The organism is Brevibacillus sp. NPDC003359, assembly GCF_042878995.1.
GTDB lineage: Bacteria > Bacillota > Bacilli > Brevibacillales > Brevibacillaceae > Brevibacillus.
Genome location: NZ_JBIAOR010000002.1, coordinates 436,391 through 458,772 on the forward strand (window position 1 = coordinate 436,391; position 22,382 = coordinate 458,772).

The 22,382-nt window shown below is 48.6% G+C and carries 19 protein-coding genes; 8 read left to right on the plus strand and 11 right to left on the minus strand.

The genetic code is table 11. The annotated features are described in order from the left end of the window. Positions 1-11: 11 nt before the first annotated feature. The 3 genes from ACFYU8_RS11555 to ACFYU8_RS11565 are packed head-to-tail and all read right to left on the minus strand — an operon-like array spanning position 12 to position 3,217. Positions 12-1,001, minus strand: a complete 990-nt coding sequence (locus ACFYU8_RS11555) for an LCP family protein (protein WP_390298454.1) — start codon at positions 999-1,001, stop codon at positions 12-14. Between the two features lie 53 nt (positions 1,002-1,054). Beyond that, positions 1,055-2,230: an acetyl-CoA C-acetyltransferase gene (locus ACFYU8_RS11560; protein WP_390298457.1), complete on the minus strand. Its 1,176-nt coding sequence runs from the start codon at positions 2,228-2,230 to the stop codon at positions 1,055-1,057. 39 nt (positions 2,231-2,269) lie between these two features. Further along, positions 2,270-3,217, minus strand: coding sequence for a 50S ribosomal protein L11 methyltransferase (locus ACFYU8_RS11565; protein ID WP_390298460.1), 948 nt, complete (start codon positions 3,215-3,217; stop codon positions 2,270-2,272). A gap of 430 nt (positions 3,218-3,647) precedes the next feature. Between ACFYU8_RS11565 and csaB the strand changes: the two genes are divergently transcribed. Together csaB and ACFYU8_RS11575 are read left to right on the plus strand one after the other, a co-directional pair. Then, positions 3,648-4,745 carry a polysaccharide pyruvyl transferase CsaB gene (gene csaB, locus ACFYU8_RS11570; RefSeq protein WP_390298463.1) on the plus strand — a complete coding sequence of 366 codons (1,098 nt, stop codon included), beginning with the start codon at positions 3,648-3,650 and terminating at the stop codon, positions 4,743-4,745. A gap of 24 nt (positions 4,746-4,769) precedes the next feature. Then, entirely contained in the window at positions 4,770-5,621 is an 852-nt protein-coding gene (locus ACFYU8_RS11575) for a class I SAM-dependent methyltransferase (protein WP_390298467.1), read from the plus strand. Positions 5,622-5,678: 57 nt separating this feature from the next. Here ACFYU8_RS11575 and ACFYU8_RS11580 read toward each other — a convergent pair whose 3' ends face one another. Further along, positions 5,679-7,331: a putative polysaccharide biosynthesis protein gene (locus ACFYU8_RS11580; protein ID WP_390298470.1), complete on the minus strand. Its 1,653-nt coding sequence runs from the start codon at positions 7,329-7,331 to the stop codon at positions 5,679-5,681. A gap of 204 nt (positions 7,332-7,535) precedes the next feature. Between ACFYU8_RS11580 and ACFYU8_RS11585 the strand changes: the two genes are divergently transcribed. Then, positions 7,536-8,912: a phenylacetate--CoA ligase family protein gene (locus ACFYU8_RS11585; RefSeq protein ID WP_390298473.1), complete on the plus strand. Its 1,377-nt coding sequence runs from the start codon at positions 7,536-7,538 to the stop codon at positions 8,910-8,912. On the opposite strand, the gene murJ is transcribed toward ACFYU8_RS11585, so the two are convergent. Then, positions 8,887-10,413 (minus strand): murein biosynthesis integral membrane protein MurJ, encoded by a 1,527-nt coding sequence (gene murJ / locus ACFYU8_RS11590; RefSeq protein WP_390298476.1) that lies wholly within the window; start codon positions 10,411-10,413, stop codon positions 8,887-8,889. The genes ACFYU8_RS11585 and murJ overlap by 26 nt on opposite strands. Positions 10,414-10,602: 189 nt before the next feature. On the opposite strand from murJ, the gene ACFYU8_RS11595 reads away from it, so the two are divergent. From ACFYU8_RS11595 to ACFYU8_RS11605, 3 genes are read left to right on the plus strand one after another with little or no spacing between them, the layout of a single operon-like run. Continuing rightward, positions 10,603-11,865 (plus strand): O-antigen ligase family protein, encoded by a 1,263-nt coding sequence (locus ACFYU8_RS11595; RefSeq protein WP_390298479.1) that lies wholly within the window; start codon positions 10,603-10,605, stop codon positions 11,863-11,865. Between the two features lie 4 nt (positions 11,866-11,869). Beyond that, positions 11,870-13,498, plus strand: a complete 1,629-nt coding sequence (locus ACFYU8_RS11600) for a hypothetical protein (protein ID WP_390298482.1) — start codon at positions 11,870-11,872, stop codon at positions 13,496-13,498. Beyond that, positions 13,491-14,309: a hypothetical protein gene (locus ACFYU8_RS11605; protein ID WP_390298485.1), complete on the plus strand. Its 819-nt coding sequence runs from the start codon at positions 13,491-13,493 to the stop codon at positions 14,307-14,309. The genes ACFYU8_RS11600 and ACFYU8_RS11605 overlap by 8 nt, the downstream gene beginning before the upstream one ends. Positions 14,310-14,472: 163 nt before the next feature. Here ACFYU8_RS11605 and ACFYU8_RS11610 read toward each other — a convergent pair whose 3' ends face one another. Continuing rightward, positions 14,473-15,828, minus strand: coding sequence for a glycosyltransferase family 4 protein (locus ACFYU8_RS11610; protein WP_390298488.1), 1,356 nt, complete (start codon positions 15,826-15,828; stop codon positions 14,473-14,475). Between the two features lie 208 nt (positions 15,829-16,036). Here ACFYU8_RS11610 and ACFYU8_RS11615 point away from each other — a divergent pair, with 208 nt between their 5' ends. Both ACFYU8_RS11615 and ACFYU8_RS11620 read left to right on the plus strand, forming a co-directional pair. Beyond that, on the plus strand, positions 16,037-17,170 hold the full coding sequence (locus ACFYU8_RS11615; protein WP_390298491.1) for a glycosyltransferase: 1,134 nt from the start codon (positions 16,037-16,039) through the stop codon (positions 17,168-17,170). A 156-nt stretch (positions 17,171-17,326) separates the two neighbouring features. Then, positions 17,327-18,154, plus strand: coding sequence for a M55 family metallopeptidase (locus ACFYU8_RS11620; RefSeq protein WP_390298494.1), 828 nt, complete (start codon positions 17,327-17,329; stop codon positions 18,152-18,154). 441 nt (positions 18,155-18,595) lie between these two features. Here ACFYU8_RS11620 and ACFYU8_RS11625 read toward each other — a convergent pair whose 3' ends face one another. The 5 genes from ACFYU8_RS11625 to ACFYU8_RS11645 all read right to left on the minus strand — a co-directional run bounded on the left by ACFYU8_RS11625 (position 18,596) and on the right by ACFYU8_RS11645 (position 22,368). Continuing rightward, positions 18,596-18,796 carry a cold-shock protein gene (locus tag ACFYU8_RS11625; RefSeq protein ID WP_390298497.1) on the minus strand — a complete coding sequence of 67 codons (201 nt, stop codon included), beginning with the start codon at positions 18,794-18,796 and terminating at the stop codon, positions 18,596-18,598. A gap of 108 nt (positions 18,797-18,904) precedes the next feature. Beyond that, a complete protein-coding gene (locus tag ACFYU8_RS11630) occupies positions 18,905-19,669 on the minus strand; it encodes a DUF4179 domain-containing protein (RefSeq protein ID WP_390298500.1) in 765 nt (254 codons plus the stop codon). After that, complete coding sequence (locus ACFYU8_RS11635) at positions 19,648-20,235, minus strand: sigma-70 family RNA polymerase sigma factor (RefSeq protein ID WP_390298503.1); 588 nt, start codon at positions 20,233-20,235, stop codon at positions 19,648-19,650. The genes ACFYU8_RS11630 and ACFYU8_RS11635 overlap by 22 nt, the downstream gene beginning before the upstream one ends. 146 nt (positions 20,236-20,381) lie before the next feature. Beyond that, the gene (locus ACFYU8_RS11640; protein ID WP_390298506.1) at positions 20,382-21,680 is read right to left on the minus strand and encodes a nucleotide sugar dehydrogenase; all 1,299 of its coding nucleotides are present in this window, start codon (positions 21,678-21,680) and stop codon (positions 20,382-20,384) included. A gap of 277 nt (positions 21,681-21,957) precedes the next feature. Next, positions 21,958-22,368 carry a DUF350 domain-containing protein gene (locus tag ACFYU8_RS11645; RefSeq protein ID WP_007728502.1) on the minus strand — a complete coding sequence of 137 codons (411 nt, stop codon included), beginning with the start codon at positions 22,366-22,368 and terminating at the stop codon, positions 21,958-21,960. Positions 22,369-22,382: the final 14 nt, after the last annotated feature.

Below are 22,382 nucleotides of genomic sequence, written 5' to 3' on the forward strand. Positions count from 1 at the left end.
CTCTCCGTGTTTTACGGTGTTACTTCTTTGATCATTTGCTGTCGTGCTCTTTCCCGTTCAGATGTGGGGACGAGATGATACCAGCCAACGATTCCATTATGCCAAATGCGCTCATCCTGCCCGACCAGTGTATCAGCTTGAATGGAGTTCGGAGTGCCATCGCCATAAGACAATAGTAGAGAGGCGATTTCTTGCTCAGTGAGGTCCGTTTTCACATGCTGACCCAGTATTTCCATGAGTGAAAATGCTTTAGTATACACTTGGAGCGAGGTGCCTTTTGAGGCCAATGCTTTGAGAATCTCCTGCTGTCGGCCAATCCGCATGTAATCACTGTCTTCCTTGCCCAGATCACTTTTGCGATAACGGGCGTAATCCAAAGCCTGTTCACCCGATAAAGTCTGCTGCCCTGGTTGAATGTCGATATACGTGTTGTCGCTCGGATCGCTGTACTTCATTCGTTTCTTCACATCGACAGTGACACCTCCCAGCTCGTCCACAATTTGACGGAAGCCATCAAAATCTACGGAGATATACCGATCAATTTTTACATTCAAAAATTTCTCAAGCGACTCTTTCACCATCTTCGGACCGCCAAAAGCCATCGCATGGTTCACTTTGTCGTACCCTTTTCCCGGGAGCTCCATGTAACTGTCACGCGGGATGGCCAGAAGATAGACGGATTGCTTCCCGGGATGAATCGCCGCAAGCATCATTGTATCTGAACGTGCACTTTCCCCGTCTCGACTATCAACACCAAGAAGCAGGGCGACAAAAGGCTTCAATGGTTCTGTTCCTGTCAAAAGATCACGTGGAGGAAGTGAAGCAGCTGCCTGTTTTGCGCTTCCTTTCGCTCCATCGATCGGGGCATACCACTGATTTGTCATTTGCTTATATTGATAGGCACTGTAGGCAACCAGCAATAATGCCGCGATCGCCAAACAGGAAAAGGTATGAAACGCAATCTGTTTTCCATGTCGTTTGAAAAATGACCGTATAAACATGACAAAGCCTCCCCCTTTGCTTCCATTTTTAACAGGGGAGACTTCGTTTAAACCTACATGCGTTCGACAACCATCGCCATACCCATCCCGCCGCCAACACAAAGTGCAGCCAAGCCTCGTTTTAGCTGTCGCCGCTTCATTTCGTGCAGCAAGGTTACGACAATTCGGCATCCAGTAGAACCGACAGGGTGACCCAGCGCGACGCCGCTTCCGTTCACATTCGTCAGTTCCCGCGGCAGCTCCAGCAGTTTTTCCACGGCGAGGTATTGTGCAGCAAAGGCTTCATTTACTTCGATCAGTTCCATATCCGCAAGCGTCAGCCCGGCTTTCGCCAATGCTCGCTTCACTGCTGGTACGGGTCCATATCCCATCAAATCGGGTTCTACCCCCGCTACCGCCCACGAGACAATTCTACCGAGTGGTTCGATCCCGAGCTCTCTCGCTTTTCCTTCCTTCATCAAAACGGCTGCGGACGCTCCATCGTTGAGCCCGGAGGAATTGCCTGGCGTCACTGTACCATCGTCTCGGAAACTGGGTCTGAGTTTCGCGAGGCTTTCCATGGTCACTCCCCTGCGAGGGAATTCGTCTTCCGTTACGATGATTTCTTCGGTGCGTTTTTTAATAGGGACTCCGATGATTTCTTCAGCAAACAAACCGCTGTCTATGGCTCGGATCGCATTTTGCTGACTGCGCAAGGCAATTTCATCCGACTCCTCGCGCCTGATCCCATAACGATCGACCAAACGTTCTGCCGTTTCGCCCATCAGGATTTGGTGGTGGGGATCTGTTAACAACTCCCACATCGAATCGGTCATCTCACCATGCGTCAATCGTTTGCCCCAGCGTGCATTTTTCAGGACATACGGGGCATTGCTCATGCTCTCAACGCCGCCTGCCAAGACGATTTCACTGTCGCCTAAAAGGATTTGGGAAGCGCCGCTTACAATCGCTTGCATGCCGGAAGCACATTGACGTTGAATCGTGTAGCCCGTCACTTCTTTTCCCAATCCTGCATCCAATGCTGCCACTCGCGCTATGTTTGGTTCGTCTGTCCGCTGAATGCAATTGCCTAAAATGACTTCATTGATCTGAGAAGCTTCCAGACCAGATCGAGCCATGACACCACGAATGACAGTTTCTGCTAGCTTGCGAGCGCTTACATCTTTCAGGACGCCACCAAACGTACCGATTGGCGTACGTCCGGCAGCAACAATGACAACCTGCTCCATTTGTTTTCCCCTCCTGTGTAGCATGTTTTCTCTATTGTCTCACACGGAAGTTACATGGCGGTTCAGAGCGATATTTTTCAGTAAAATAGTTACCCATTCGTCTTGTTGACTTTGTTTCTCTACTTGAAATCCTGCCTGTTCAAATGTGGCGATGACAGCTTCCCGATTCCATTCAACAATTCCCGAGAGAATCAAGATTCCTTCTGGCGCGATTCGCTCCGTAATCATCGGAAGCATCGCGACATTTTCATCGCCTCCGATATTGACCAGAATAACATCAGCTTGGTCAGGCAATTGAGACGTAACTGCGTCTTCCCTCGCATCCCCAATCACGACTTTTACAGCCTGGTCAGGAAGATGGTTATTGGTCGCATTGACGAGGACCTGATACTCACTTTGAGGATTAACATCCACTGCCCATACAGGATGCTTAGCTCCATTCAAAGCGCAGTACAAGGAGAGAATTCCTGAGCCAGCTCCTACATCAATGACTCGCTTACCCTCCAGATCCATCTCTTGCAAAAACAAAAGAATGTCCTGCGTCGTTCCATGATACCCGGTTCCGAAGGCTGCACCTGGATCGATCCATAGGATATGCTCTGCCGACTCCAGCGCTCCGGGGTCCGTCCACGTTGGTGCCACCCACCAGTCGCCTATTTTGACTTCCCGGAACTCCTCTTTCCACGATTCATTTTCCTCAGCTACGAGTTCTACTTCTTTTATGGTGACTTGTCCATTCCAGCGCAGAATGTAGGTCTTCAGGCGGTCTACATGCTCCTCTTCATGATCGTGCTGGGGTTCAAACAAATAGCCAACAAGTGGACCTTCCGTATTTTCTGCGTAATCATATCCGTTTTCTGTTGTCAGTACTTCGATTTGCGGTTCGATCCAGCCAAGCGTATAGGAGCTGGTCAAAACCTCTGCCACAAACAAATCCTCAATCTCTGGTTGCACTAGTAATGTGTATTTGAGCCACATGCTTTCCATGATGAAAAATGCTCCTTCCCTTTTGCTGTCATACGCCCCTAATCTTGCGGACATCTATTCACTCATATGTGGATGGCAAGGATGATAGAGAACATGGTATGATAGCAGAATGGACTATCATAACCGCAGGGAGGCTTACCATGTTTGACGAATTTTTTTACCGCCGCCGCAAAAATAAGGGACTATTCATCGTCATGATTGCCCTCATTGTTCTTGGCATCGGCATGTTCGGTATGGGTTTCCTCTATATGTTCTCGTAAGTCGGAACAACATCATTATACCCTACGAACCGCGCTGAACCCACTGTATCTGTCCAAACAATTGGGGCGTGAAGTTTTCTACTGTGGTTGCTTTACTTCCCCTTGTTTACTCGATTATACTTGAGAATGTATTTTTCCTGTACGTTTGATATAGAAAGAAGGTTCACTCCATGTCGCGAATTCTCATCTCCGGGTACTACGGATTTAATAATGCCGGAGACGATGTGGTCCTGTACGGCATCATCAGCTCTCTTAAGCGGGAACAACCAAATATCTCTCTCTCCGTCTTGTCCAATCAGCCTGATCGGACAGCGGAATTATTCGGGATTGAAGCCTATGACCGCTGGAGCTTTGGAACCATCGTCCGCGAGCTTTCGCGAAGTGACATGCTGGTGATGGGCGGCGGCACACTGATGCAGGATGTAACCAGTCCACGCAGTGTCCTCTACTATTTGGGCATCGTCACCATTGCCAAGCTTTTAGGTAAACCCGTGGTCTTTTACGCACAAGGGTTTGGACCCATCCTCAAATCGCTCAGTCGCACGATGATTAAACGAGTGGTGAATCACGTCAACATCATCACAGTTCGCGACTACGAATCCGGGGAGGACTTCAAAGCCTGCGGCGTAAAAAAAGCCCCGATCTATATAACAGCTGACCCTGCTCTGACGATATCCCCAGACGATATTGCAGATCAACGGGGAAATGAGCTGCTCCATGGTATGTTTGATGATCCTTCCAAGCCTTTAGTCGCCATCTCCGTCCGGGACTGGAAGCAGGAACAGCAATTCAAACAGAAGATAGCCCGAGCAGCAGATTGGTTTATCCTGTGCGGATGGAATGTTCTCTTCCTTCCGATGCATGTCCCTAGTGATTTGGCACCGTCCAAGGAAATCATGGACCAGATGACCCAACCAGGAGCACGTCTTCTCGATGCGCCTGTTACTTTTCATGACATTATGTCGGTACTGAAGCAATGCAACTACGTCGTTGGTATGCGGCTTCACTCGCTCATTCTTGCGTGCATGCTGCGAATCCCTTTTATCGGTATCTCCTACGATCCGAAAATCGATCGATTCGTCGAACGCGCTGGAATGCCCAATGCTGGTCATATTACTGAACTCGATGAAACTACACTTTTGACCTTGCTCGCTGAAAAACTGGACAACCTCAATCACGAAATTGATGTGGTAACGGAGCATTCCCATCTACTAGCGATCGAAGCTTCCAAAAGCAGTGAACTTGTTCTGCAGGCGCTACGTAAATAAGGCTGACCTGGAAAGGAGGACATCATGTCCTTTTCTTCACAAGTGTTAGTTGGTTTAAATCGATTATTTCCTCTCCCCGTTCACCCTTTCAACCTGGCAAACAACGGGGAAATGAGCTATACCGAATGGCAATTTCAAAAAGGGGATCAAACCATTCAGTTTTTCCTCCCCTTCCATTCACAGGAGCAAATGTTCCGTGACAAAACCGTATTGGACATCGGCTGTGGCGGCGGGGGAAAAACCTGCTATTATACCACCTATGGTCCGAAAAAAATGATCGGCATCGACATCGTCCCCCACTACGCGGAGGAAGGAAATGAATTCGCGAAGAAAAAAGGACTGGATCATCTTGTCTCCTTCATGACTGGTGATGCCGCAAGAATGGACTTCCCAGACAACACGTTCGATACGATCATCATGAATGACGTGATGGAGCACGTAGGCGAACCGAAAAAGACGCTGGAGGAATGCTTTCGGGTATTGAAGCCTGGCGGGCATCTCTACATTAATTTTCCGCCGTATTATCATCCATACGGTGCTCATTTGTCAGATGCAATCGGCATTCCTTGGGTGCATGCTCTCTTCTCGGAGCAAGCCTTGATTGACGCCTATAAAAAGCTGGTCCGCGACTTGCCAGACGGTTCTGACCGGATTGCTTTTCGCTTCGACCAGCTTCCTGACGGCAGAGATACCATCTCGTACATCAATCGCATGACGATTAAACGTTTTCGAAAAATCCAGCAAGGCGTGGTGCAGCCAGCCGTATACCAGCGCGAGATTCCGTTGCGCAATCAGCTACAAGCATTGGCAAACCTCCCTGCTATCCGCGAGTTTTTCGTAAAGATGGTTGTCTGTGTTTATCAAAAAACGAAATAATAAGAGCGAAAAACCCCCCTTCCTCTATCGCAGAGAAAGGGGGGTTATTTTCGTCCTTTAATCGTTATTCGTATTGGATTTTAGCGACGAGGCTTGCTTCTTCCGAATGAGTTGGATAAAGGCCCGCAGCTTGTTTCCGCCTGGCAGCCAGTCCAGCTCCTTGTCCTCAATGAGTGGAATGAGGATCAGCAGTCCCAAGTAAACCACAAGTCCTACCCCGACCCCAGCAACGGTCTCTATCGCTCCCAAAATGCGCACCGGTTCTCTTCCCCTGAACAGGAAATCAACTACCTCTGTCGCTCCCCAAGCCAGAATGAGCATGAGGTTAGCCACCAGTAACGGGTATATGGTATCGAAACGCCAGTTAATCGGAATCGATACGTACCGGCTGATGACTCGCATATTCAGTACGCAGACAAATGCAGTAGCAACCAGCCATGACAGGGACAAGCCGTCCATACCGAACATCGAGGTAAACACGAGTGTCGCCAATACTTTTACAATGACACCATACAGCAGATGACGCGCAGGGATTTTCTCTTTACCTATGCCTTGCAAAATACCGTTTGTAGCAAGCAACAAGGAAAGTGGGATCGCCGTAATGCCTAAAATCGCCATCGCACGTGTCCCTTCCATATCACCGTACAAAGCCAGATTCGCACCTTCGGCTACAGCTGTCAGCCCAAGACCAGCAGGCAGACCGATCAGCCAGGCAAAGCGCAGCGAAAGCTTGGTCAAGGTCGTAATCCGTTCCTGATCCTTTTGTCTCATCGCTTCCGCAATGGCAGGCACGATCGAGAGGGCAATCGACGATCCGAACAAGCTCGCCATTTGCAAAAGTGGACCTCCCCTGCTGTAAATGCCAAACCACGTATCCGCCGTCAAGCCGTCCACATTCCATATGTAGCGGAAGATGTTAATCGCCAGGAAGGAATCGGTCAGGCTGAAAATCGGGATCACCAAGGCGCTGATACAAATCGGCCAGGCAATTCGCCACATGTACAAGAAGAATGTACGATCGTACCACCAAGCAAGGCGCCCCCACTCTGCCCCGCTAAACACGGAATTTTTCCGATTATGCAGCCACATGAGCAATGCTAGAAACCCGAGACTTAAAAACGTACTAATCATCGTACCGAAATTGACTCCAGTAATCACGGTATCCGTATCTTCACCGAGTGACACGAGATACAGGGAAGCTACCAAAATAAATACGACACGCAAGGTCTGTTCTACGATTTGCGAAAGACCGACAAATAGCATTTTTTGATGGCCATAGAAAAAGCCGCGAATGACCGCAATCAAAGGAACGAACAACAGCGACATGGAAATCGCCCGAATCGGCTCAATCAAATGCGGATTCCCCATGAGCTTTGCGATGAGTGGAGAGCTGGCGTACAGGAGCGCAAACAAGACAAGTCCGATGGCGCCCATCATGACCATGCTGCGGGCGAGAATTTGCCCAATAGAGCCTTGCTTTCCTTCAGCCAATGCCTCTGCAATAACCCTCGACAACGCTACTGGCACACCTGCTGTCGCCAATATGAGAAAGGTCAGGTAGAGAGGATATACTTCCTGATAGAGTCCGAGACCTCTGTCCCCCACTATCTCCTGAAGCGGAATCCGATAAAACATCCCGATAACTTTTGACAAAATCCCCGCTATGGCTAAGATCAACGCTCCCGCGAGAAAATGACTTTTTTTCAACATGGGTAACTCCTTTATTCGTCTCTTTGACTGGATACCCTTGGGGTAGCACCAATCGACATGAACCCACTCTCTATCCTACTATCATTTCCCTCTTCCGGCAAACAGGTATATCGATGGAATTTGGCAGGAATACTGATGAAAAACAGATTCCATTGATTTTTTATAATCGTCTGCATGTCTGATCTGTGAGTAGGAGGGGATATTATGCCCACAACCGGATTTTTGATCCGCCATGTACAGTGGCCCTTAATGGAGGTTTTGAAAGGAAATCGCATCCGTCATTACATGAAAGAATGGCAAGCAGCCGAGCATCTATCGACCGAGGCATTACACGTGCAGCAGCGAGAAAAGCTGGTGAACCTACTCGATCATGTGATACGAAACGTCCCCGCCTACACAGCCTTAGCACTAGACTGGAGCAAAATGCGCGAGATGCCCGAACGTTTTTTGCAGCGCATTCCTGTTCTAACCAAAGCACACTTTCGGCAAAACGCTGATCACTATATGAGCCAAGGCCTACAAACAAGCAGGCTCATCGGAAATCGTACGGGAGGCTCCACAGGTGAACCTACCCATTTTTATCTCGACCGTCCAACTGTCGAGCGATATGAAGCTGCACGCTGGCTGGGGCTGTCCTGGTACGGCATTCGCATAGGTGACCCATGTGTGATGATCTGGGGCTCTCCTCTCGAACTGAACGCCCAGCAAGCTCGCCGCTACCGTTGGAAGGAACGCTGGTTGAAAAACCGCTTGATGATTTCTGCCTATGAACTGGATGAAAGACAGTTGGAAGCAAACCTGCGCCTCATCCGAGAATTCCGTCCAGTTTATTTATACGGGTACGCCTCAGCGCTTCATTCACTCGCCACGATGATGCTACGACGCGGCATGTCACTCGGGCTCCCGCTCAAAGCCGTGGTCTCTACAGCAGAAAGCTTGCACGAGCACCAGCGGCAAACAATTGCCCAAGCTTTTCATGCGCCTGTTGTGAATGAATACGGCGCCCGTGACGGCGGGATCATCGCCTATCAATGCAAGGCTGGTAGCATGCATGCCTTTTCCGGGAACTGTTATTTGGAGGTAGTCGATCCAATCACGCACATTCCCCTCTACAAAGGGCAACCAGGAGCCCTGCTCGTCACAGACCTGCACAATACCGTCATGCCTCGTCTTCGCTACCAATTAGGAGACATCGCCGCTCTGTCTGATTCAGCCTGCTCATGCAATCTCCCGTTTCCACTACTTTCTACGATCGACGGCAGAGAAGACGACATGTTCCTATCGCTAAGCGGACAGTACGTACACGGCCATTATTTTAATCACATCGTGCGCAATATGGACAGCTTCCGCACCTTTCAAATCGTCCAGCATGAGCCCGAACGACTGAGCCTGAGACTTGTGAAGGAGCCCGAACGTTTTTTGCCTGCGGATGAAGCCAAGCTTTTGGCAGGAATTCGCCAGGCGTTAGGCCAAGTGAGCATTCACGTCTCATACGTGGAGACCATTCCCTCCGCAAGCTCGGGTAAGACTCGATATGCAATCAGGGAATTCCCGCTTACGAGCGCCCTCCCGCAGGAGTAGACCGCTTTCGTACTTTTTGCAGTAGCTCTGACACAAGTGGCTCTCGAACCACAATGAGCACCACGAGATAAAGCAGAGCCGCACCGATAATTCCTAGCGGCAAGTACACCCAAACAGGCAGTGCGGATAACCATGGATCAACGAGTAAAATAGCCCCGGCCATGACTCCGCAACCCAGAATGGTTTTCCCGGCCGTCATGAGGAAATTCGCTCGAACAGGGCTGCCCACAGCCCTCCACAGCAAAACAAACAGCAACAGCGCTTGGCTGACAGCCGAAACCGCATTAGCCAGGGCGATTCCGCCATGACCGAGGACCGGAATGAGCAACCAGTTTGCAAGGGCGTACACAACGATCCCGATCGCTCCAATGATAACGGGTGTCTTCGTGTTTTCTAGTGCATAAAAAGCGCGAGTCAGCAAGTCTCTCGATGCTAAAAAGAAAAGTCCCAAGCCGTAAAACGGCAGCGCCCATGCTGTCAAAGCGACAGAACGCTCATCGAACGCACCGCGCTCAAAAGCTAGTCGGATGATAGGCTCTGCGTATAGCGCAAGTCCAACCGTCACAGGCAACAGCAAAATGAGGAGATAGGCAAGTCCCTTTTGCAGAATTTGCTTCATCTCTGACATTTCCCCCCGCTTGACGTGACTAGCCAACAATGGGAACAACGGCAACGTAAACGCCCCGACAAAAATAGCCAGAGGCAATTGCATAATCTGGTTCGCATTGGCGAGAGCCGAAACTACGCCGGTTCCGAGTCCTTCTGCGAAGCCTCGCTCCAAAAAGGTAGTGGCCTGAGCTACCACCGCACCAATCAAAATTGGTATGACGCGCTCGCCCATGCCTTTGAGAGCAACGTCATCACTCCAAGCGAAAGAGAGGCGTTGCTGATAGCCGAATCCACGCAAAGTCGGGAGAATCGGCAACAGCGCAGCCAAGTAACCGATGGTCGTAGCCATTGCCAAACCAATGGGACCATACATCGGAACAAGCACATACATGCTGACAATCACCAGAGCTCCGTTGACTACCGTGCCAAGCGTCGGTGTAAAAAAATGTTGGTGAGCGTTACAAATACTCGACCACAGCCCTGTTAACCCAATGAAAATAGCGGATGGCCACATCCATTGCAGCATGCTAGCCGTGAGTTCCAGCTTCTCACCTGTCAGTCCAAACATCGCAGCAAGTTCGTAAGAAAAGACAACCCCTAAGACAGAGAGAGTTACGAATATACCCAAAATGATCGTGAGCATCTTCTGATACAAGGCAGAAGTCCGCTCTCCTTTTTCCATCATGCCACGCATCGTCGGAATCAGCACAGCATTGACCGCTCCCGGTATGACTAAGAACAGCGTCAGCGGGATCGTCGCCGCAATATTAAACGCATCGGCCTCCATCCCAGTACCGTACAAGCTGGATACATACACACTGCGAAAAAAGCCCAGAAGTCTTCCAACGAGAGTCAGCACAACAATCATGGAAGCGATTTTCAACAAACTCATGTCCACTTATCTCCTATCCCTATTTGAAACCCTTCGTTCCAGGCTTGGTTCTCATCCCTCAAACTACCTAGCTATCATATCTTATTTCTACTGTTCCTACCAACCTCTTTCCCCCCGGCTTGCTACCGGGTTGTCAGATTCATTATAATAGGTAGGTTAAACCCTACCTGTAGGAGGACTACAATAAAAATGAGAGAAACCGTGTTGAAGTGGGGAAGCCAATCAACTACGTGGTTGTATTTGCTATTGGCCTATCCTGTAATCGATTATGTCATGCGACAGATTCTACCGATTCCAGTCATATCTTCTTTGTGGGATGAAGGACTGCTCATCGTTCTGATGCTGTTTACGTTTGGAGCCTTCTTGCAATCAAACAGAACGATGCCTGGAATCAAACATTGGCTGGGAGCCTTTTTCGTCCTAGGTGTTGCCATCATGGTAACAGACATGGCGAACTGGGGAGCGACAGTGGAAGGATTCCGCTCTGTCTACCAGTACATCCTCGCCTTTTTCATGGGCTTCTATTTACTGAAGTCGATGGAAGACTTGGACAAGTTCATGAAGGGACTTGCCCTTGTCGGTTTCATAGCCGCTCTGTACGGTGTTTTTCAAGTCGTTATTGGTGTCAAAACGCCTGAATCATGGGTTCAGGAAGGCGAAGCGATCACGACTCGCGCCTTCTCCTTTGTGACGAGCCCGAACGTATTGGGCAGCTACATGGCGTTGGTTTCACCGGTTGCCGCTGGTCTTTTCATGACTGCTAAAGACCGTAAGCAAAAATGGATCTGGGCTATCGTTACACTGACCACTGTGCTTGCTATGCTATTAACAGGGTCTCGCGGTGCCTGGTTCGCACTCGCCTTTGCCGTATTCGTGTGCTTCTACATATGGAACAAGCGAATCGCCGGATACTTGGTGATCGCAGGAATCATCGGGCTTGTCGCTCTGTTCTTCGTTCCTGATTCCGTTCCACTTGTCGGAAAAGTTAAAGATCGCATTTTCACGCTGTTTACACCTGAATACTTCGAATCTAGCAGTGAAGGTGGACGCATCGGGCGCTGGGGAAAAGCATACGACAATATGCGTATCGAACCATTGTTCGGCGTCGGACTCGGTCATCACGGCGGAGCAGTTGCTACTCGCCATTTCGGTACGATTTATTCAGACAGCTATTTCTTCAAAAGTTTGGCGGAATACGGTCTGATCGGGATCATCCTGTTAATCGGAGCCGTGATCACCATGTTTAAATATGGGGCTGGGCTCATCCGCAGCCTTCAAGGCACGCCGCACTTTTTTGCGATACTCGGCCTACTGGGCGGATTAATAGCAGTAGCTACCCATAACCTCGTGGAAAACATTTTCGAGGTGCCGTTCATGGCCCTCTATTTCTGGCTGTTTGGCGGCTTCCTCTGCGCATTATTCGTCGACCAGACACAAAACAAAAGGTGGTGAGGGCATGCGCCGGAATCCTATTCTTGAAACGATAAGCTGGGCGCTGTACGCCATTGCCCTGTTTTTGATTTACCATTTGCTCGTGAAACCTGCGTTCCTTGATTTAACGTGGATTGCCTTACTCATTTTCCTGCCACTACTAGCTTTTTGCTACTTTGTGGTGCATCCGTCGGAACGTCGTCAAGTGCTTGTGTTTACCATCGGCTTCTTGCTCTTGGATCGGGCACTGACGCGCGTAGACGTGAAAACGACTGCTGCTATCTTGATCGGTGGAGCAATCGCAGTCATTGTGATTGCCCTGCTCGTGAAATGGTACGGGCGCCTCAATTGGCGTGCAGTCGGATCTTTGGTTCTGATTGCCCTCTTGGCAAATGTCACGTTCAACAGAGATACACTGACTGCACTGAGCCACTTTACTGTGAAGTACGAATCTGACCGTCTGTACAACGGGGATTGGGTCGATTACTTCCCACTCACGCTGTACGACGTCAATGGCGATGGCAACATGGAGATCATCACCCTTGGAAATGCGGAAGAGCTCCCACTGCCAGAAGAAATTGAAAAGCCAGAGACGGAGGAAGAGAAAAAAGCAATGGCTGAGAAGCTGCGCCATTTGCAGGCTGAACCTGTTTCTCTTTACGTCCTGACCTGGAAAGACGGCCAAATGGTGCGGATGCCGAATGATCAGATTCCGGCAGATACCATGGAGATCATCAAGGAAAAATTGCCGACCGACTACCCAGGCTTCCCATACTACACGCTAAAAGACGGACAATTGGTACCAAATGTACAGCGACAGCCTTATGCGGAAGGCATGCTGCAAATCGGAACAGCACCGTACCGTGCGTTTGTCCTCGATATGGAAAATATCGCGAATCAGCTGGAAGAAAACCAAGGAAGTATGGATGTACGCCAAACCTTGGGCTCGAAGTACACAGATCTGCACATCAAGGACGGCATGCTGACAGGAAACTATGAAGGAAAACCATTTGGTGGCACGACAAAATCAACCAAGCTACTGACCACCATGATGCTCCCTGATGGACACGAAGGACTCGTTGTCATGGGTGAGCACCTCAGTGTACTGACAGTAGAGTCGGATGGTACACTGACGGAATCCTACACGCTAACTCGCAAGCAAGCTGAATTGGCGACAGGTGAGTTCATTCCTGCCGATATCGACAACGACAAGGTGGATGAATTGCTCGTGGCTGGCAAGCCTTCGTACATCTTGAAGCCAAAGCAAGATGGCACATGGGAAATCTTGTGGGCGAGCGGTGACCGCGACAAGAGCTTCCGCTTCTCCAACTTTGCTACGATCGGTAGCAATGAAAAGCCTGAGATCGTAGCAAAGGCAAAAAGCTGGGTAAGCACAACAGATTCCCGCTATTTGTCTGGCTATGACTTCACACCAGAAGGCTTGAAACAAAACTGGCGCATTTACTTGCCGCTGATCAATGTTCAAATTGGTGACATCGATGGCGACAAGCAAAACGAAATCGTGGCCAACATGTACAATACGCATCGCATTTTCGTGTTTAAGCAGCACAACATTCCGGTATTCGGACTCACGATCGCGCTCTTCGTGGGACTCTTGGGATACGGAGTCGTAAGGAGGTTTCGCCATGCGTAAAGCGACGAAAGCATGGGCATTGCTCGCTGCCGTATGCACAGCCTCCCTCCTCGGTGGCTGCACGTATGAATCAGGGACAAAAGCTTTTGCCACTACTAATTTTGACCAGAAGCCGGATCAGACGACCACGGTCCAAACCGAGTCAGGTGCGGAGTGGTTGAAAACAGCCTTGGAACGAGGCAAAACAGATGAGGTGGCACAGACCTACTGGTACAGAGGTTATGTTAAAAACACGATTCTCTCTCGTACCACAACAAGTATGTTTGAGGGAGCCGTCATCAACGGGAAAGGCTATAATGTGGATGCCCGTATTGCTGCCCAGCCATATTCGTACTATCGAGTTAACGACAAGCGCTATATCAAAGCCAAGGACCAGTTTGTAACAGCCCCTGATGAACCGCTTGCTTTCGATGTATTGAAAGGTTTTGAGGACTGGCTGCCTTTCATGGACAAGGCTATCCAATTGCCTGAGGAAAAAGTTATCGGTGTCGTCAGCGTTCCGTTCCAATTGAAAATGACAGGAGCAGAATGGCTGAAAAATAGCCAAAGCCCACTGTTTGAACCATTGAAAAATCAATTGGGAGAACGCCCTGATCTTGATTACATCTTGAAGGAATCCACGATCAAAACTACGATTTGGTTCGGCAAGGAAGATCGTCTGATCCACCAGTACGAGACGTGGATCATTCTGCCGCTGCCTGAAGCCGGAACAATGGACCAGCAAGTGATGTTCAATTTGTTCAAATACGGCGATACTGGCGGTATTCACATCAAAGAACCGGAAGAAGTAGAAAAGTATTTGTTGTACTAAAAAAGCCTGCTGCAATTGCGTTGCAGCAGGCTGATAGGCACGATCAGGATCTGGCGATTATCGTCAGGTCCTTTTGTATTTCTACGAGGATATTGCTCAATATTACATGTGTCTGTCACGAAGAAAACCCCGCAGCCTTCATTGGCTCCGGAGTTATGATGTATTATCTTTTCACCAGCTCATCCATTAATCGCGCCAACTGCTTGGCCTGTTCACGTCGCTCGTACGGTTTAACACGCTCTGCAAAATCTGCTCCGCGTTCCTCGCTATCCGCTTGTCCTTGCGTTTTCCACTCCTGATACAGCTTCAGGTACGCTTGCTTGATCTCGTCTTTTTGCTCTGGATCAGCTACTTGCCCGAGACGGAAATCTTCAATAATCTCTGTCGCTTCGCCTCTTTTATTCAGGGCAAGAATCGGGTTACCGATCCCCATGTATTCGTAGAGCTTACCCGGAATATACGCTCCGGCGTCTGCGGACACATCCCCGATCAACAAGAGGGCATTAGCGCCTTTCATTAATCCGAGCGCTTCTTTATGCGGCAAGTTCCCTAGCACTCTCACGATGTCACCGAGCCCCAATACTTCCACACAATCGCGATTTTCGGAATACCCCGGATAATCGAACACCCCGGCAAAACTGAGCAAGAGATCATTTCGGTCTACTGCTTTTTCATCGATGAGTTCACGGATGGCTTGCAGGAGAAGGCGCGGGTTGCGCTTTTGGTACAAAATACCTGCGTACACCGCATGAAATTTGTCCGGAACAGCATGGCTAGGAGCCAACCCTTGAAAATCAGCCTGATCAAACCCATTGTAAATCAGCTCCATCCGCTTGATGCGGTCCTGGTGCTTCTCACGAAAATTATAGGCGAAGGTCGCGGTAACGGTCGTGACCGCATCCGCTTGGGACATCACCGCCTCCTCCATTCGCTCTTCCATGCGCTCTCGCCATTCAATGCCAGAGGTGTGCATATTTTGCGTCCACGGATCACGGAAATCCGCTACCCATTTGCAGCCAAACTCACGGGAAAGCTTTTTCGAAATCAAATGGTTCGTTACAGGTCCCGATGTGGAAAAAATCACATCGATCTTTTCACGGCGCATTATTTCTCGCCCCAGCTTGAGTGCATTCGGCATCCACAGGATTTGATCGTCTGGAATCAACAAGTATGGCTTTACTTTTTTCAGGACATTGACGACCTGTTTTTTTACCTTCGTCTTGAATGAGGGATGTAACGGTGAGGACGTTGTATTGGCACTTGCTGAGGCGGCTTGGGCTTGGCCCCCACGATTCGGCAGCATCTGCCACTCCTTCGCACGGTGAATGGTGACATCACTCGGCAGCTGAGCCAAAAGGGATGGATCAAGCGTCGCATGATAGGCAGGATCTACTGTCAGCACATGGACGTTCCAGCCAAACTCCCCCAAATATTTAGCCATTTTCAACGGTCTTGGCACGCCACCCCCGCCAATTGGAGGAAATATGTAGCATATGATTAACACGTTGTGCGGATTCATTTACGTAACCGTCCTTCTCCATTCAATTTTCCATCATCAACGATACCATAAGTGCTGTCTTATTGCGAATCTAGCAGGCATCTGCTATAGTGAAAATGGCTTTGTTTATTAATGATCGTTCTTTTTTTGGTACACCGCCTCTATACGGTCGTGCCTCCATGTACATACCTCAGCAGAGGTTTTTTAATTACGATTCGGGTGAAATCAGATGAGCAAATTACGAGTCCTCCACGTGATTGGCGGGGGGGAATTTGGCGGTGCTGAACAACATATTCTCAATTTGGTCACTACTTTTCCAGTCGACGAAGTAGAAGTCGCAGTCGTATGCTTCTATGATTCTCTCTTCGCGAGTAAATTGCGGGAATCAGGCATCCAAGTCATTACACTGAATCAGTTCGGACGTTTTGACTTACGATTGTTGCAGGCTTTGCGGAATGCCTTTTCCACATTCCAACCAGCGATCATCCATACGCATGGGATTAAAGCCAATTTCTTTTCCCGACTAGCAGCTCGCGGTATGAAGGTGCCGTTGTTGACCACTGTTCACAGCTCACTCCGTTATGATTATACAAGCTCTTTGGCCTATGCCATTGTCAGCATGATGGAAATGAGCACGAGACATTGGAACCGTCATTATATCGCGATCAGTGGTGCGATTGCCGATATTTTGCGGGGGCAGGGTGTCCGCTCGTCAGACATTAGCGTGATTTATAACGGAATGGACATGAAGCCTTATCGGCAAAACCATTTACGAGAGAATGACCGCAATCGACTGCGTGCGGAATGGAACATACCTGAGGACGCCTTTTTGTTCGGGACAGCAGCTCGTTTTGTTCCCGTAAAAGGTCTCCCGATTCTGCTCGATGCGTTTCATACGCTTGTGACGGACAAGAAAGAGGTCCCTTATCTCGTGTTGATCGGAGACGGCTCTGAGCGTGCTGCGCTCGAGGCCAAGGTAAAAGAATTAGGGCTGGAATCGCGTGTTCGCTTTGCCGGATTTCGGCAGGACATTCCTGCATGCTTGCATACCTTAGATGGCTTTGTCCACTCTTCCTTTTACGAAGGGCTAGGCTATACGATCATCGAGGCGATGGCTTCGGAGGTTCCTGTCGTAGCAAGCAATGTCGGCGGTGTGAAAGAGTTTGTTTTCGATGGCGAGACTGGACTGATCGTCGAACCGGGAAATCCAGCTTTGTTGGCGCAAGCTATGGAACGGCTTTGGACTTCACCACAGTTGCGTGAAACCATGGTACAAACCGCGCTGAACAAAGTAGAATCCACGTTTACCATTCAACTCATGACCGAACAAATTGTTACTCTTTATCGTACGTTACTGAAATGACGAAAAGCACGGTGAAACGCGAACAGCGGCATCGTGCTTTTTTCGTCATTTGTTTGAAGAATCTGTTTTTATGGTTGCCTACTCATGTTCAATCTGGTTACATATGAATTGGAACTATTTTGTATAGCAAGATACACCAGAAAGGGTGAAATTGAGATGAAACTATTTCTTTCAGTAGACATGGAGGGTATTTCAGGCATTGTCGATACGAGCTATATTAATCCGGATTCAGGGGTTAACTATCAGCGTGGTCGCCAGTTTATGACAGACGATGCCAATGCAGTCATTGAAGCTGCACTTGAGTCTGGCGTAACAGAAATTGTTGTAGCAGACAGCCACAACACGATGAACAACATTCTCTGGGAAAAGCTCCATCCGAAAGCGAGACTGTTAGCAGGTTCTCCACGCGATTCATCCATGATGCAGGGGCTTGATGAGAGCTTTGATGCAGCAATGTTTATCGGTTATCATACCCGCCAAGGGATTCCTGGTGTGCTCAGTCATACGATGTCCGGCGTTGTTCACAACATGTATATCAACGGACAAGTCGTGGGTGAATTTGGCTTTAACGCCGCAATTGCCGGCATGTACAACGTTCCTGTTGTCATGGTGTCTGGAGATAATCTCATCGCCGTCGAAGCACAGGAACTGATCCCAGGCATTCAAACAGCTATCGTAAAGGAAGCTGTATCCCGCACAGCTGCTATCTGTCTCTCGCGTGAAGAAGCGACCGCTGAACTAAAGCGCAAGACGACCAATGCCTTGCGCAACCGCAATAGCATCCAGCCATTCCGTACAGCTGTACCTGTAGAGCTGGCGATGGAATTCTCCCATGCAGGACAAGCCGAGATGGCCGCAATTGTCCCTGGCACGCGCTATGAAACAGCTACAAACATGGTTTATTACAATGCAGCCAATCCGCAAGATATGTATAAAACGATGCGCGCCATGCTGAACCTCGCGTCCGGTGCAGAGTTTTTCTAAACAGGTAAGGAGGGAACGGAAGACTGATATCAGTTCTTCCGTTCTTTTTACTGATCTTGAAATGGTACGGGAACACTAAAAGATAGCCGTTACTTCAACATGAGGTCAGATGCCTCTTAAGTTTTTTCCAGCAATCGTTCCGTTTGTGAGCAACTCTTCTCTTGTAGGAAGCGTGTAATCATCCTGATAAAACTCACATAAATGACTTCCATGAGAACTGTGACTGATGGAATATTCTTTTCCCTCGTAGAGAAAATGGATTTCTCGTCCCATTATCACGTCATTTCCCAAATCATCGAATGTATAGGGCACTTGAAAACACCTCGAATTCACATTTTACGTTTTTTTCATTTCTGAAAGCTACTGAGAAAGAAGTGCAGCTACTTCAAACCCAAATAAAAAAGCAGACCCATCACCTGAGTCTGCTTGTCGTTTCAGTTCTTATAGTTTCCGAACGTTCGTCGCTTGAGGACCGCGTTGACCGTTTTCTACTTCAAACTCAACCTCTTGCCCTTCGTCCAAGGCTTTGTACCCTTCGCCCTGAATAGCGGAGAAGTGAACGAATACATCATCTCCACCATCACGTTCGATAAAACCGAAACCTTTTTCGCTGTTGAACCACTTTACTCTTCCACGTTCCATTTTTGCCTCCTAGCATGTAACCCTTACATGACATTTTTGAAATATAGTCTTACCCCGGTTACTATTGCCATTAACGAGGCTTATTATACGTGGTCTAACTTTTTTCTCCTATTTCGCAGCCTTTGTTGCTTCTTCTGCTTTACTCTGGTCCACAACAATTTGTCCCTTCCAGTTGCCCGTTGTTTTGCCGATCCGGTTCACATCGACATTCAAGGTGAGTGGCTGCGGTAGCTTGAATCCACTCGCGAGGAAGGCAAGAACGCCCTCTGGCTGATCATGATCCGCTATTCCCACCTCTACTTCCTTACCGGACTCATCAGTTAAGTAGAAAGGCAAATGATCCTCTTTGCTGGTCCCGATAAAGTTTAGGACACTCGTACCTTCTATGCCTTTATCCTGGTACACCGGATTGCCATTTTGTTCGCCTACCACATCTAATCCTGTCGTATCGAATTCGAAAGGTACCAGTTCTCCGTTTTGTTGTTCGATACGATAGTGGAGCAGAACTTTGGATTCTTCCGCATACACTTCCGTAAAATGAATGGTAATTCCTTGATCGGTTATTTTTTGATCGATCGGAATGGACAGCCCTTCTGCCGCTGCTCGCTTAACCCCTTCATCGACTAAACTGTTCAAGTCTTTTGGTTTGTCTGCAAAATATGAAGTTCCATTTAAAGCCGCGTATACTCCAGTCGGCAGTACAATAGCAGCAACCAATCCCATCATAACTAATCTTTTCTTCATCGTTATAATCTCCTTTTTTTCGTGATAGCGATGAAAGGACTGCCTGACTCGCTGGTCTACTTCATCAGGTATCGTGGTCTCGTCAATTTGTTTGGTGAGTGACTGTTTTATGATTTTCTCGATAGACATGTTTGGAGCTCCTCCTCATTCCACTCGACGTCAAACGACTCTCGGATTCGCTTTACTGCTAGATGATTTCTCGATTTTGCTGTCCCCACTGGGATTTGCAGCAGTTCGGCAATCTGATCGTATGTGTAATCGTAGTAATACCGATAAATAACGACGATCCGCAGCTTGAACGGCAGCTTTTGGATTGCTTGCTGCATCTCTGTGGCAGACTCCATCATAAGCAATGGCTCATCCGGCGTTTCGACATGTTGCTGTTCTTCCAAGCTCTGTTTCCGTTCTAACAGACGGAATCTTCTCCAAATCTGTCTACGCCAGTTTTTCACCTGTCTAATGACAATCCCATTCACCCAGAAAAAAAACGGACGTTTGCGATCATAGCCAGGCAGTGATCTCCATAGCTGATAGTAAATTTCGCTCACAATATCATGAACATCTTCTTTATTCGAGACCATGGCTGATACGGTCCCGTAAATTTTTGTCCGTGTCATGCTGTAGACCACCTCAAAAGCTTCCTGATCGCCAGCAAGCAAACGGTCCAGCCACAGTTCTAACATTTGATCATTCATCGGAGGGCCCCCTGAAATTGTATACACCTTGTATTGGCTCTCTCGTTCAATATGGTTCACTACTTTTAAGAAAAAAACCTCTCCAAACGCTTTTACGTGCGTTTAGAGAGGTTTTGGCATTCGAATCAGTGGAACTTGTTCAAGAATTAAATGCGCACCACAGTCGCCTTGCTGACAAGGTCACGCGGTATGCGGTTCTTCGTATCGAAGAGGATCGGCGCGTCAGCCATCTTTTCAGCGACATTGGCCCAATCCGCCTCAGCAAACTCCTTTTGCACGGCAGTCAGGAACAACGCATCTGCTCCGTTCACTGCTTTCTCCAGACTGTCAACCTTATGATCATAGAAAGTCGGAACAGCCGGATCGTAGGAACGAACGTCTATTCCTTTTGCTATGAGCAGCTTGATCAGGTCATGGACAGGGCTTACGCGGTCGTCATTGGAAAAGTCTTTCATCGCCATTCCCAATACAGCTACACGGCTTCCTGCCAATGTCTTGCCATTATTCTTCAAGGCTTGCTCGAGCATGCTGATCAACACTTCAGGTACCGCATCATTCGTGTCGCGAGCCAGTTGCAGAATCGGCAGGTTTACTTCCAATTCACGTGCCTTAGGCTGCAAGTAGTACAACGCATTCGGCAAGCAGAAGCCGCCTACACCCGGTCCTGGCGATAACATGTTTACACGCGTGTGCGTATTGGCAACCTTGATCAGCTCGAACGTATCAATGCCGAATGCCTCGGAGAAACGAGCGAACTCCTGTACCATCGCAATGTTCACATCACGCTGGATGTTCTCGATGACTTTTGCTGTCTCGACTACGCGGATATCCGAGATCGTGATGTCCGTCTCGCTGATGAAGGACAACAGCTCTTTTCCTTTTTCAGCACTTTGTTCATTGATGCCACCCAGAACGAGCGGCATATGGATGAACTCTTCAAAAGCACGCCCTTCTGCAATTCGCTCCGAGCAATATGTCAAGTAGAAATCGACACCAGCAGTAAGACCGCTTGTTTCCTCCAAAATCGGCAGAATCACGTCTTCCGTCGTTCCTGGTACAACCGTACTGCGGATCATGACGGTATCGCCTTTTTTCAGTACGCGACCGAGCGATTGCGCACAGCTTTTCAGCGGTCCAAGATCAGGATCGCCGTTATGAACAGGCAAACCGGCTGTTACAATATAGTTATGGACTTCCGCAGCAGCTTCCTCGTAGGAGGTCGTTGCACGGAAACGTTTTGCTTCAATCTGCTCTTTGAGGATCTCTGGCAACGTTTTTCCCTGATAGGACTCCAGGTGATGGGAATGTGCCGCATTGATCTCATCGACGACATGCGGTAAGACGTCAATACCGATGACGTTTGCTCCTTTCATGGCATAGGTAAGCGCCAACGGCAAGCCTACAAACCCCAATCCCACAACAGCTACGCGTACAGGTTGAGTCATTGCGTATCTCCTCTTTCACATTCTCTAAGTAAGGTCCGTATGACTGTGGAAGTCACGCGGCCAACTTGCATTTTTAGGACAGGTAGTAAACACCTGCAGCGATAAAAACCACACACAATCCAATGAGGACCTTGTACAACGTTTCCAAGGCGTATCCTCCCCCATACAATCTTGGCTTGTCCTCTTTTTCGTAAAAAGGACTTTGATTGGGCAGAATAGTTTGGTACTCTTTCGCCAAATCAAATTATACTCTCGTTTGAAATATCGTTCAACCCGTCTAACGAGGCAAGGATGCCCCTATGATATACGAAAAGCCGATGGACAGGACCATTGCAATAAAACCAATGGCCCTGTTATCTTTTGCAATTTCCTGATCGACATTAAAAGTAGGGGTCATGAATTCAAAAATGAAGTAAGCAGACAATAACAGGAAAAATCCGAAAGTCGCCCAAATCAACGCTTCGCCCAAAGACAAATGCGCCTGAATGGAATAGCGAAAAATGTTCGCGATCCCAAAAATTTTCCCACCTGTTGCCATTGCTACAGCCATGTTCCCACGCTTCAATTCTTCCCAAACACGATAACGCGTTACCAGTTCAAAAATGGCTAAGAATAAAACCATCGCCAGTCCCGACACAGTAAAATAAGCTGCAGTTGCAAAATATGGATTGTGTAGAAGGCTTTCCATATGTCCCTCCCGAC